The sequence below is a fragment of the Martelella sp. FLE1502 genome (genome assembly GCF_053484255.1).
Window position 1 is genome coordinate 55,389 of sequence record NZ_JBAKFQ010000026.1, and the last position, 12,601, is coordinate 67,989.

Below are 12,601 nucleotides of genomic sequence, written 5' to 3' on the forward strand. Positions count from 1 at the left end.
CTCCCTGTCCGGCTTCGCTTCCGGTCGAGTGCCTCAAAGTTTTGATATAATTTGCGAAACGGCCTGTTCGACGCTGCTTCCGGCGGTGTCGATGCGGATATCGGCGATGGACCAGTCCGTATAGTCGCGCGCGATCACGTCCTGCCATGTGGGCTTTTTCCAGCCGGGGATGTCGATCGGGCGTTCTTCGACGCGCAGACGGTGCATGGCGGGATCGGAACAGGTGACCTCGACCCCCAGAAAGCGGGCATCGGCCCGCGCGGCAGCACCCGCGAACATTTCTCTCGTAAGCGCCCAGGGGTTCACGCAATCGGTGATGACGTCATGGCCGAGCGTAAGGTTGGAAACGGCGAGGGCAGCGAGGATCTCGTAGCTTTCCGATCCGATTTCCCGTTCGGGATCGTGCGCCAGCATCACGGTCTCGATTTCATCGACACGAAGATAGACCGCGCCGGTCTTGGCCGAAAGCGCCTTGGCGATGGTGCTTTTGCCCGTGCCGGGCAGGCCCGCGAAAGCGATAAGGGTTTTCAAGTTTTTCGTCCTCTCATGGCTGCGTCGATGGCATCTCATGCCGCGATATCGAGTGAAACCTCAATGAAAATCCCGGCTCGGGAACAGTTTCTTGGCCTGTTCGCGCGGATGGTGGGCGCGGGGCTGGAGTTTCGGGCGGCGCGGGGTGTCGTCGGCTTTCGGGTCGGTGATGCCGATGGCGTCGTCCATCGGGTGGCCGAGTTCGGCAAGCCGCCAGGAGCAATCCTCGATGGTTTCGGCGATCACATGGACGACCACGCCTTCGCGCTGCAGCTTGCCGGTGACCTTCAGCAGCCGGCCGCCCATAACTGTGCGGCGGAAGCGCTCGTACACCTTTTTCCACACGACCACGTTGGAGACGCCGGTTTCGTCTTCCAGCGTCAGGAAGATGACGCCGGAGGCCGTGCCGGGGCGCTGGCGGGTGATGACGAGGCCTGAGACGCTGACGCGCCGCAGCGGCGTTGTCGCAAGCGCCGAATGCAGTGTCAGGCCGGGCATTTTCGGGCGGAGCAGCTCCATCGGGTGGGCACGCAGGCTCATGCGGGTGGCGACATAATCCTCCACCACCTGTTCGCCGAGATTCATCGTCGGCAGGATGACATCCGGTTCGCTGATATGCTCGCCGTCGATCGGGTCGGAAAAGAGCGGCAGCGGTTTCGGCGCGCGGATCGCCTTGACCCGCCACAGCGCATCGCGGCGCGACAGCCCGGCGTCCGCAAAGGCATCGGCCTCGGCAAGACGCTCCAGCACCGCCGGCATCAGCCCGGCCCTGAGCCACACGTCTTCCGGCGTCTGATAGCCATTGCCGCGCGCGTTCTCCAGCCAGACGGCATCTTCCTTTTTCAGCCCCTTGATCTGGCGGAAGCCGAGGCGCAGCGCATAGGCGCCGTCGGCGCGGCGCTCCAGCGTGCAGTCCCAGGCGCTGTGATTGACCGAGATCGGCCGCACCTCGACCTGATGCTCGCGGGCATCGCGGACGATCTGGGCGGGGGCGTAAAAGCCCATGGGCTGGGAGTTCAGCAGCGCGCAGGCGAAGGCCGCCGGATAATGGCATTTCAGCCAGGCCGAGACATAGGTGAGCATGGCAAAGGCCGCCGCATGGCTTTCGGGAAAGCCGTAATCGGCAAAGCCCTTGATCTGGGCGAAGCAGCGCTGGGCGAAATCGAGCTCGTAGCCGTTTTTCAGCATGCCGTTCACGAACTGCGTCTCGAATTCGCCAATCGTGCCCATCTGGCGGAAGCTCGCGAGCGAGCGGCGCAGCCGGTCGGCATCTTCCGGCGAAAACCCGGCGGCGACCACGGCAATCAGCATTGCCTGTTCCTGAAACAGCGGTACGCCCTTGGTCTTTTCGAGAACGCCGCGCAACTCCTCCTTCGGATAGGTGACCTTTTCGTGCCCCAGCCGTCGCCGGATATAGGGCTGCACCATGCCGCCCTGGATCGGACCGGGGCGCACGATCGCGACCTCGATGACGAGATCGTAGAAGGTTGCCGGTTTCATGCGGGGCAGAAAGTTCATCTGCGCCCGGCTTTCCACCTGAAACACGCCGATGGCATCGGCCTTTTGCAGCATGTCATAGGTCGCTTCATCTTCCTGCGGCACATCGGCGATGGTCAGCGGGCGGTTGTAATGGCGCGCGGTGAGATCGAAGCATTTTTTCAGGCAGGTCAGCATGCCGAGGCTCAGCACATCGACCTTGAGGATGTTGAGTGCGTCGATATCGTCCTTGTCCCACTCGATGACGGTGCGATCCTCCATCGCCGCGTTTTCGATCGGACAGAGCTCGTCCAGCCGGTCCTCGGTGATGACGAAGCCGCCGACATGCTGCGACAGGTGCCGGGGAAAGCCGATGATCTCGCCGATCAGGCGCACCGTCTGGGTCAGCCTGCGGTCGGTAAGGTCGAGGCCGACCTCCTTCAGCCGTTCCGGTTCGGCGCCCTTGCTGGAAATGCCCCAGATCTGGCCGGAAAGGGCGGCGGTGACATCGTTCGACAGCCCCATCACCTTGCCGACCTCGCGGATCGCCGCGCGCGAGCGGAAATGGATGACGGTGGCGCAGAGCCCGGCATGCTCGCGACGATAGGTCTTGTAGATGTGCTGGATCACCTCTTCGCGCCGCTCGTGCTCGAAATCGACGTCGATATCCGGCGGCTCGCCGCGATGGCGGGAGACGAAGCGCTCGAACACCATGCCGATCATATCCGGTCTGACATCGGTGATGCCGAGCGCATAGCAGAGGATGGAATTGGCCGCCGAGCCGCGCCCCTGACAGAGAATGCCCTTGCCGCGCGCAAAGGCGATGATGTCGTGGACGGTGAGGAAATAGGCGGCGTAGCCGAGCTCGCCGACCAACGCCAGTTCCTTTTCCGCAAGCTCCCGGTTGCGCGCTGGAATGCCTTCGGGATTGCGCCGCTTCAGCCCCTCCCAGGTGAGGCGGGCAAGGCGAGCCTGCGGCGCCTCGCCATGGGCGACTTCGGCCGGGTAGTTGAAGGAAAGCTCGGTGAGATCGAAGGTGAGGCGGGCGGCGATCTCCAGCGTGCGGCGGATGGCGGCGGGGTGATCGCGGAAGATATCCGCCATTTCCTGCGCTGGCTTCAGTCGCCGCTCGGCATTCGGCAGCGCCAGATGGCCGATCGCGTCGATGGTGATGTGGTGGCGCATGCAGGTCAGCACGTCGGCAAGCTGGCGGCGGCTGGCATGATGCATCAGCGCGTCGCCGACGGCGACCATCGGCGCGCCGGCCTTGTGCGACAGGGCGGTGAGGGTTTTGAACCAGGCGGAATCGGAACCGTCATAGCGCGGGGCAGCACCCGTGAACACATGGCCGGGAAAGCGGCGGTGCGCCTGGGTGATATGGTCTGTCGCTTCCGCCTTCTGCTCCAGCCCCTGCGGCAGCGCGATCAGGATGGAGCCATCGGCCCATTCCAGCATGTCGCGCAGATAAAGCAGGCATTCGCCCTTTTGCGCGCGGCGCTTGCCGAGGCTCAGGAGCCGCACGAGCTTCTGGTAGGCCGGCTTGTCCTTCGGCAGCGCCACGAAATCGACCGGGCTGTCGGCCAGCACCAGCCGGCAGCCGACGATCAGGCGGGGCAGGCGGCGGATCGGCGGCAGGGCAACGGACTTGGCATCGCCGGACGGTTGGCGCGAGGAGGGGTCGATATGGGTCGAAAGCCGGATCGACTGTTCCTCGGCCTGCTTTTCGATTTTGCGCCTGATCTCCTTCAGCGCCCGGAAGGCGCGCACCACGCCTGCAAGCGAATTGCGGTCGGTGATGGCGATGGCCGCAAGGTCCAGCTCGGCGGCGCGGATCATCATCTCCTCCGGATGCGAGGCACCGGTGAGGAAGGTGAAATTGGTGGTGACGCAGAGCTCGGCATAATCCATCGCAAGACCTCACGCGAACAGGCCATGGACGAACCAGCCGGGGGCCTGCGGGGTGTGGAACATCCACAGCCTCAGCCCCTGGCGGGTTTCCACCCGCCAGTAATCGCGAAGCCCGGAACGCCAGGCCTCGTCCGGCCGCCACCACTCCGGCGCAATCCGCTCCGGCCCGCTGCTTGAAGCCGTCTCGAACCGCATGCGCCGCCAGGAAAAGCGCGAGGGCGGGCGGCGGGCGGCATCGCTCGTCACCGGCTCGGGCGGGAACATGCGCAACGGGCGGGGCTGGTCCATGCGCCATTCGGCATCCACCCGGCCATAGGCGGCGGGGTTTTCGGTAAAGCCGCGTTCGGGAATATGACTTGCGACCGGCTGGAAGCGGACGATGTTATCGAGACCGATGCGGGCGCCGAGCCGTGTGACGAGATCGTCCAGCGCCTCGCCCTCCACCAGCCCGCCTTCGCCGATCTGCTCGGCGGGCAGGCCTTCCACGCCGCGCGCCTCGAGCCGGATCCGCTCGATGCCGAAACCGGCGTCGATTTCGCCGACCGGGCGCTCGAACAGGCGGAGAATGCGCGTCGCATCGCGCATCGGGCGGGCGAGGCGGAGCGTGACGGTCTGGCGAGTCTGATCAACGCGCTCCACCGAAAGCGTGATCGCGCGCGCCCCCGCCTCCCGGTTCTTTAGCCGCAGACAAAGCGTCTCCAGCAGGCGGGAAAGGGCGGCCATCACGTCATCGACAAGGCCGATCGGCTCTGGAAAACTCATCCGCACACCGTAATGCGGCGGTTCGGAGAGCGGCGAGACGGCCTCGCCGCGCGTGCCGAGCGCCTGTTCGAGCCGCTCAATCAGCGCCATGTCGAAGCGGCGGGCGAGCGTGGCGCGGGGCAGGGCCGCCATGTCGGCAATGGTGTTGAGGCCAAGGCGCTTCAGCGCCGTCGCGGTTTTTTCGTCGATGCGGAGCGCCGAAACCGAAAGCGGGCCAAGCGCGGCCGAGGTCTTGCCGGCAGGTGCAATGCCCGGGGCGAAATGGGCCAGCGCCCAGGCCGCCCCCCGGGTATCGGCGATGCCGATCTTCGCGGAAAGCCGGGCGCGCGCGAGCCGCTCCTTCATGTCCTCAAGCATCGCCGTCTCGCCGCCAAAAAGGTGGGATGCGCCGGTGATGTCGAGCACCAGCCCGTCCTCGCCATCGAGCCCGGCATGGGGCGTGTAGCGCGTCGCCCAGCGGGCGAGCATCACGAGGAAGCGCCGGTCCGCGTCGATATCGGCGGGTCGGGTGACGAGATCCGGCACATAGGCGCGGGCATCGGCAAGCCCCATGCCGCGCTCCAGCCCCTGGCCCTCGGCCTCCCGGTTGAGGTCGTAAAGCCGGTCGTGATTGCCCTCGCTCAGCGTGACGGCGAACGGGCCATCAACCGGGCGGGCCCTGAGGAGACGCTCGCTCGGCAGTCTCTGAAACCATATGGATACGACGCGCCGTTTCATCCCAACGCACTGCCCAGCTGTTATTTGTTCCTGTTTTGTTCTTTATAATCGACCACGCCTGCAGAGTCGAGTCGGAAGCGGAAAACAGCGGCCGGCAGAGCCAGCGCGTGGTCGCCGCCTGATTGCCGGCGCCTTCGGGATGCAGCGAAAGCCCGATGCTGCGCCCGCTTTCGGCGGCAAGCTGCAGCCGGCGGCCGGGGGTGAGCTCGATCGGCTTGTCCACCTCCATGATGACGAGGCCAACGGCGCCCGAGCGCAGGCCCTCTTCGGCGGCGGCAAGCGTTTCCGTCTGGTCGGCGGTGCGCGCCAGAATGATGTCACGCGGATCGAAAAACGCCGAAAACGCCACCGGATTGATCTCCTCGGCAAACCATGCCGGCTTGATCCACAGCACCGTGCCGCCGGTGACGCCGGAAAGCGCCGCGGCAAAGAAAGGCGCGCCGGGACCGGAAGCATCATGCACCCGGCCGCGCTGAAGCGGAAATATGGTCGCGAAATCATCCTGCATGGGCCGATGATATAGCGCATCGGATGAGAATGAAAAGGGAACAGTCTTCTCAGTCGCAGGCAATCGGCTGGAAGGAAATGATCAGGTTTTCCCCGTTCCTGTAGAGCGTGTGGAAAAGGCCCTGCTTTTCATGCTCCGCAGAGCAGGCGGTTGAAACGACTTCCTCCTCCGTCAAGTGATCATGCTCCAGCTGGATCCCGAAATGCTTCATCTTGACATATCCCCAATACCAGTTGCCGCGGAACGGAATTTGGTTGAGGTTCCCAATGAGCGGAAATTTGTGCTCGGCGAGTTGGGTTTCCGGCGCCGTGGGCATGGTCCCGTAAAATGTCAGATATTGTGCACCACGCATATCATCAGACACGATGTCTTCGACCATTGAGGTTACGATCATGCGCTCAAAACGGTTCTGGGCGGCCATGGCATTGGCGTAGGTATAGTCGAATATGAACGCGAACACTAACGGCACGACGATCGCATATTTCAGGCCATCAAGCTTCTTGGGGATGAGCCAGAGAGTGGCGACAAAAAAAGTCGCAAGCACCGCGGAATGGCCGACCAGAACCCGCGGGTCGAAAATCGGACTTTCCAGCAGGAGCGTTGGACCCGCAATGCTGAGAAGAAGCGCGGCCGGGGACAGCAGCAATATGATGAAAACCCCAAGGTCCAGATAGATGCTTCCCTCCGTACGCCTGAAGGCGAGCCGGTAATTCAAAAACAGATAGGCTGCCATGAACGGGAGAACGATATAGAGAAAGGCGCCGTCATAAAGCTTCCAGACCAGCGTTCCGGCCCACCCGAAGTTGCGAGCAACAATGCTGGAAATATGTGCGAAACTTCCCGAAACGATGGTTGCGTGCGCCTGGCTGTAAACGCCATCCAAAGTCAGAGGAACGATCACAATCGCGTAAATCGCGTATGCTATCAACAAGCCAGAAATCGACAATCCGAGGAATATGAAGGCCTCTCGGCGTTCTTGCCTGTAGACAAAGAACAGGAAGGAAAGAATGGCGAAACACACATATATGTTGATCGCCGGCTGATACAGGCAAAGCGCCATGAGCAGGGACCCGCCCATCGTCAGGAACCGGAGCGGCAGACGATCGATATTGTATGTGAACGGAAGCGTCGCGCAGGCGACGGCGAGCGCCATGGGCAGTGCGTCGTATTTGTATGAGAGGTTTTCCAGAAAGAACGGACTTATGATCAGCGGCGAAAATGCCAGAGCGCCAAGGAATGGTCGACCGGGCAGGAATCTCGCGCAGGCAGCGGCAATGGTAAATGCCAGCGCCGCAATAGCCAGTATCTGAGGAATCGGCGAGATGTCCTGAAGCGGCTTGCCGAAATTCAAAACCGTCATCACCAGGTCTGCAAGGGGGCGGGCATTGCTGCCCCAGAGAGTGTAACCCCAAAGCGAGCGGCCCAGATCATCAAGATAATAGCCGACAGAGAAAACAACCGGCGCAATATAGGCGAGCCCCAGACCCAGCGCGAAAAGGAAGCTCTTTTTGAAATCGCTGTTAAACGTCAGCATCGCGCGATCCCAAGGGGGCTTCCGTTTCTTCAAGCAGATAAACAGGTCTCGACTTCGCTTCGAGATAAAGTCGGCCCAGATATTCGCCCAGTATGCCAATGGATATCAGCTGTATCGAACCAAAGAACAGAACCGCCGACATGATTGACGCATAGCCTGGCCAGTCGACCCCGAAAATGAGCGTTCGAAGGATGATGAGGGTCATATAGATAAGGCTGAGCAGAGCAATCAGTACGCCTATGTAGGACCAGATCCTTAACGGCCAGGTGGAAAAACTCGTAAGCCCGTCGATCGCGAAGTTCCACAGCTTCCAGTAGTTCCATTTCGTCTCGCCGGCATGTCGCGCCGGACGGTCATATTCTATGCCGGTTGAGGGGTAGCCAGGCCAGGCAAACATGCCCTTCATGAAACGGTTGCGTTCGGGCATCTGTCTGATCGCCTCGACCACGCGTCGGCTCATAAGGCGGTAGTCACCGGCATTCGGCGGTATCTGGGTGGCTGATATGCGGTTGAAAGTGCGGTAGAACATGCCAGCAGACAGACGTTTTCGCTTGCCGTCCTCGTGGCGCGTTCTGCGAAGCGCATAAACCGTATCGAATCCATCCAGCCAAAGGCGCAAGAAATCGTGAATCAATTCGGGAGGGTCCTGAAGGTCCACGTCGATCGGTATGACGGCGTCACCTTTGGCATGGTCAAGGCCGGCCGTCAGAGCGGCTTCCTTTCCGAAATTGCGCGATAGTCTGAGATAGCGCAACCGCTCGTCATTTTTCGCCGCGTTTTGGATGGCCGCACGGGTGTTGTCCGTCGATCCGTCATCCACAAACAGAATCTCCAGATCTGCAGGGAGGCCAGACAGCTTGTCGTTAACTGCCTTCAGAAACGGCTCGATGGACGTTTCTTCATTCATGACCGGGACGATGAGGGTGAGGTACGGACGTGTCTTGGTTTCTGCCATGATTTCCTATTTTTCCCTGAAGGCCCAAAGCGCTGAGGCCAGATAAGTAACGACCGGGACACATGCCGTCGCAATTATGATTGCAATGAGCTTGGGTATCGAGGAGGCCAGAGCAACATAGAGTATGACATTGTTGAGCGCGAAGCCGCAAAGCGCGACAATCAGAAACCGGTGCATCCTGCCTCGGGTGTAAAAAGTCAGATGCCGATGTCCGTAAAAGGACACAAGGAAAGCGACCATGAAGGCGAGGAGATTGACGAAAGCCGCCGGTAGCGCCGGAAATATCCAGAGCAGCAAGGCGGCCGTTCCCATGTGCACCAATGTGGCCACGCCGCCGACGCCTGCAAAACGGATAGGCCGTGCCGCATTGCCTTTCAACCACTCAGTCACGCCCGCTCCGCTATGGTGATGACAGTTTCTGTTTCGGGTGTCTTTTGACACGATTGTTTGAACCGCCGCAAGTATGCATGGAGCGCGCGCCGATTTCAGCTTTCTATTATGATGTGGTCGATGGCAGTGACACACCGGTCGTTTTCGGACCTCATAATGACAACGTGCTCGCCTCGCCGCCCAGCCGCTGCTAAAATCTGGCCATGTTGGATTTTGACACATGCGAGGCGGCGCGGCAGGCGCGTGATCCGGGGTATGACGGCAGGTTCTTTACCGCTGTTCGCACGACGATGATCTATTGTCGGCCGGTCTGCCCGGTGAAACAGCCTTTGGCGAAGAATGTCAGCTACTTCCCGACGGCGGCCGCCTGTGAGCGGGCCGGATACCGGCCATGCCTGCGCTGCCGGCCGGAGACCGCGCCGTTTTCACCGGCCTGGAACGGCACGCGCACCACGGTCGAACGGGCGCTGAAGCTGATCGGCGAGGGTGCGCTGGACGATGGCTCGGTGGAGGACCTTGCCGCACGCCTCGGCGTCGGCGCGCGGCATCTGTCGCGGCTTTTTGCGGTTCATGTCGGTGCCTCGCCATTGCAGACGGCGCAGACGTTGAGAATAGGCCGGGCGAAGCGGCTTCTGGACGAGACTTCGCTGCCGGTCGCGGAGGTGGCGGCGCGCGCCGGCTTCGGCAGCGTCCGGCGCTTCAATGCCGCGTTTGCGAGGCTTTATGGACGGCCGCCGACGGCGATCCGGAGGCCGGCGCGATGAGCGGGTTGTTCTATACCTATATCGACAGCCCGGTGGGCGCTCTGCTGGTCGCGGGCGATGGCAACCGGCTGCATTTCATCTCGTTTCCGACCGGCCACAAGGCCTTCGGCCCATGGCCGGACTGGCAGCGCTATGATGCGCCGTTCGCGGAAGCGCGGCGTCAGCTTGACGCTTATTTCGCTGGCGAGTTGAAGCAGTTCGACCTTGCCTATCACCTGTCGGGAAGCGGCTTTCAGAACCGGGTGTGGGACTATCTGGCGACGATCCCCTATGGCGAGACCACGACCTACGGCGCGATCGCGAAGGCATTGGGCGATCCGAACGCCAGCCGCGCGGTGGGCACCGCCAATGGCAATAATCCGCTGCCGATCCTGCTGCCCTGCCACCGCGTGATCGGCGCCAACGGCGCGCTCACCGGCTTCGGCGGCGGGTTGCCGACCAAGAAATTCCTGCTGAAGCTCGAAAACGCGTGGGAGGAGCCGCCGCAGGCGGACCTGTTCGCGGGGTTAATACCAAGAGTCAATGATTAGAACTCATATGATGCGCGCTGGAATGGTCATCCGAGTAGGAAAATACCGCAGAGCGATGCAGGAGCATCGCGCGAGGATTTTGACGCCCTCGGTGGCCATTCCAGCCGCACCCCTTCGGGGCCGGGCGCTTTTGAAAGCCCGCGTCGTTGAAAATCCTCGCCGTAGCTATGGCTACGACTGCGGCTTTCGCCTAGCCGACTTTCAAAATCGCTCCGGTCATATGGGTCCTAATCATTGACTCTTGGTATAAGTGGAACGACCTAGGCTTCTTTCTTCAGCCACGCCGTGGGGCTTTTCCCGGTGACACGGGCGAATTCGCGATTGAAATTCGATTTCGTGTTGAAGCCGCTTGCAAGCATGGCCGCTGTCACGTTGTCACCCGCCTTCAAGCGGTCGCAGGCATGTATGATGCGGTAGCGGTTGATGTAACGTGAAACATTGTCGCCGGTGGCGCGATTGACGGCGGCCGAGAGGGTCTTGGCGGGCATTTTGAGCCTGCGTGCAAGCCGCGAGAGCGTCAGCGCCGGGTCGAGATACACTGTTTCTGAAGCGAGCAGCGCATCGAGACGCGCCATGATTTCCGTATCCGCCTCTGTGGTTTCGGGCGGTTTGGCGCGCGGCGTTTCCTTTTGATCGCCTTCTCCGAAGGCATTCGGCGAAAGGCTGAGAAGGCCTGCAGCCAGAAGTGCCGCCGAGGTGAAGATGCTGACGATCAGTGGCTTGAGCGCAGGCGAACCGGCAAGAATGACAGTGGCAATCAGTGTATCGCTGATGGCCGAGAGCACGAGACTTGCGGCAATGCCCGCCCACAGCCATTGCGGTTGGCGGCCGGCTTCCAGCCGGGCGAGCGGCAGGGCGTCGCCGCCAGATCTCAGCGTCAACAGGATCCGTGCGCCGTAGGCAAGAAACACCAGCGGAATGATTGCATCCACCGTTACCGGCGCGAATAGCATGCAAAACAGGGTGAAGGCGGGAGCGGACAGATGGATGAAATCCCGTCCCGGGCGTATCGGTTCGATGAAGGAGGAACGGAATGCGAGCCAGCCGCAGACGGGCACGACGCTGGCTGTCACCGGCTGCACTGGCTGAAGAAGAGCTACGCCGTAATATTGCACCAGCGCGACGATGAACCCCTGAAGCGCGCATGCCGACAGAAAAACGGCGATCGCGAGCGGTCGCTTTTCGCCTGCAAGCATACGCAAAACCATAAAGCCCAGCACCAGTGCGGTGACCATCGGAACCGGTAGAACCAGCATGACATCATCCCTCATCTATCGGCCCGCAATAGTGCAAAAACCTGTTTCCGGCGACCTCAAACCGGAAACAGGACGCTGTTTACGCCAGAAAGCGAAAGAAGAAACCGTCTCAAACACATTGAAAGGTGTCCCCGATGAAACGTCTTCTTCTCTCTTTTCTGTCTGTCCTGACATTCGCTATTCCCGTCCTTGCCGCCGAGACCCTGTTGCCGGGCTATGAGCGCCTGGCCGTTGAAAGCGTTGAGCGACCCACTCTGCTGTCGGCAACGCTCTGGTACCCTGCAAAAACAAGGAGCTATCGCGGCATTGTCGGCGGCAACGCTGTCTTCGAGGGCACATCCGGTCTGATGGGCGCGCGCATTGCCGATGGCAGATTTCCGCTGTTTCTCTTCTCTCATGGTTCCGGCGGCAATATGGACAACAGCGCCTGGCTGATGGCCGCACTCGCCGAACGCGGGGCCATGGTGCTGGCGGTCAATCATCCGGGCAGTACGACGGGCGATTCCTCTCCGCGTGCCTCTGCCTTTCTGGACCGGCGCGCCGGTGATCTTTCGGCCGCGCTCGATATCCTGCTGGCTGATCCGGTTCTGGGATCGCATGTCGACCTGTCGGACGTGACCGCAATCGGATTTTCGCTGGGCGGGGGTACGGCGCTCAATCTCGCCGGCCTGAGGTTCGATGCTGCCGCTTTCGCTGACTATTGCGGCGTGAACCCGGAACAGCTCGACTGCATCTTCATGTCCAAGGGCAATCTCGATCTTGACCGTCTGCCTGACGGGTTCTCGGCAGATGCCCGTGACGAACGGGTCAGCCGCGCCATCTCCATCGATCCCGGTTTCACCTATGCGGCAACGCAGGAAAGTATCGATGCTGCGGAACTTCCGGTTTTGGTGATCAATCTTGGCGAGGAAAACCTCATGCGGGCAACGGATGTTTCTGAAGCCGGCAGCAATTTTGTCGCGCGCCTGCCGGACGGAGAGCGCGTTGTCATCGCGCCTGCGCATCACTTCACCTTTCTGGCCGAATGCACGCAAAACGGCGCTGCTCTTCTGGCTGAAGAACAGGATGACCCGGTGTGCGACGACCCCGAGGGGGCTGACCGGGCGGATGTCCATCGGCGGATCATCGAGGCGGTTGCCGCGTCGGTCGGGCTTTGATGGCTCCGGCCCGCTACGCCTAGAGCGCCTTGCATCCATTCGGATGCACAAAGGACGCTCTAGAGCATCGGGCGATTAGTCTGCAACGCATGCTGTTGATTTGAAGTAGTTCC

Annotated in this window: 11 protein-coding genes; 3 read left to right on the top strand and 8 right to left on the bottom strand. The window is 61.5% G+C overall.

Annotated elements, in window-relative coordinates:
- Positions 1 to 33: 33 nt before the first annotated feature.
- The 7 genes from V6767_RS18490 to V6767_RS18520 are packed head-to-tail and all read right to left on the bottom strand — an operon-like array spanning position 34 to position 8,781.
- A complete protein-coding gene (locus V6767_RS18490; protein WP_448474802.1) occupies positions 34 to 531 on the bottom strand; it encodes an AAA family ATPase in 498 nt (165 codons plus the stop codon).
- 60 nt (positions 532 to 591) lie between these two features.
- Positions 592 to 3,915, bottom strand: a complete 3,324-nt coding sequence (locus tag V6767_RS18495; RefSeq protein ID WP_448474803.1) for an error-prone DNA polymerase — start codon at positions 3,913 to 3,915, stop codon at positions 592 to 594.
- 9 nt (positions 3,916 to 3,924) lie between these two features.
- A complete protein-coding gene (locus V6767_RS18500) occupies positions 3,925 to 5,394 on the bottom strand; it encodes a Y-family DNA polymerase (protein ID WP_448474804.1) in 1,470 nt (489 codons plus the stop codon).
- Positions 5,321 to 5,902 carry an ImuA family protein gene (locus V6767_RS18505; protein ID WP_448474805.1) on the bottom strand — a complete coding sequence of 194 codons (582 nt, stop codon included), beginning with the start codon at positions 5,900 to 5,902 and terminating at the stop codon, positions 5,321 to 5,323. The genes V6767_RS18500 and V6767_RS18505 overlap by 74 nt, the downstream gene beginning before the upstream one ends.
- Before the next feature lie 49 nt (positions 5,903 to 5,951).
- Positions 5,952 to 7,436 (bottom strand): glucosyltransferase domain-containing protein, encoded by a 1,485-nt coding sequence (locus tag V6767_RS18510; protein WP_448474806.1) that lies wholly within the window; start codon positions 7,434 to 7,436, stop codon positions 5,952 to 5,954.
- The gene (locus tag V6767_RS18515) at positions 7,423 to 8,391 is read right to left on the bottom strand and encodes a glycosyltransferase family 2 protein (RefSeq protein WP_448474807.1); all 969 of its coding nucleotides are present in this window, start codon (positions 8,389 to 8,391) and stop codon (positions 7,423 to 7,425) included. The genes V6767_RS18510 and V6767_RS18515 overlap by 14 nt, the downstream gene beginning before the upstream one ends.
- Positions 8,392 to 8,397: 6 nt before the next feature.
- Entirely contained in the window at positions 8,398 to 8,781 is a 384-nt protein-coding gene (locus tag V6767_RS18520; RefSeq protein ID WP_448474808.1) for a GtrA family protein, read from the bottom strand.
- A 203-nt stretch (positions 8,782 to 8,984) separates the two neighbouring features.
- Here V6767_RS18520 and V6767_RS18525 point away from each other — a divergent pair, with 203 nt between their 5' ends.
- On the top strand, positions 8,985 to 9,545 hold the full coding sequence (locus tag V6767_RS18525; RefSeq protein WP_448474809.1) for a bifunctional transcriptional activator/DNA repair enzyme AdaA: 561 nt from the start codon (positions 8,985 to 8,987) through the stop codon (positions 9,543 to 9,545).
- The gene (locus V6767_RS18530) at positions 9,542 to 10,075 is read left to right on the top strand and encodes a methylated-DNA--[protein]-cysteine S-methyltransferase (protein ID WP_448474810.1); all 534 of its coding nucleotides are present in this window, start codon (positions 9,542 to 9,544) and stop codon (positions 10,073 to 10,075) included. The genes V6767_RS18525 and V6767_RS18530 overlap by 4 nt, the downstream gene beginning before the upstream one ends.
- Positions 10,076 to 10,335: 260 nt before the next feature.
- On the opposite strand, the gene V6767_RS18535 is transcribed toward V6767_RS18530, so the two are convergent.
- Positions 10,336 to 11,310, bottom strand: coding sequence for a helix-turn-helix domain-containing protein (locus V6767_RS18535; protein ID WP_448474811.1), 975 nt, complete (start codon positions 11,308 to 11,310; stop codon positions 10,336 to 10,338).
- A gap of 155 nt (positions 11,311 to 11,465) precedes the next feature.
- On the opposite strand from V6767_RS18535, the gene V6767_RS18540 reads away from it, so the two are divergent.
- Positions 11,466 to 12,488 (top strand): alpha/beta hydrolase family protein, encoded by a 1,023-nt coding sequence (locus tag V6767_RS18540; protein WP_448474812.1) that lies wholly within the window; start codon positions 11,466 to 11,468, stop codon positions 12,486 to 12,488.
- Positions 12,489 to 12,601 lie beyond the last annotated feature (113 nt).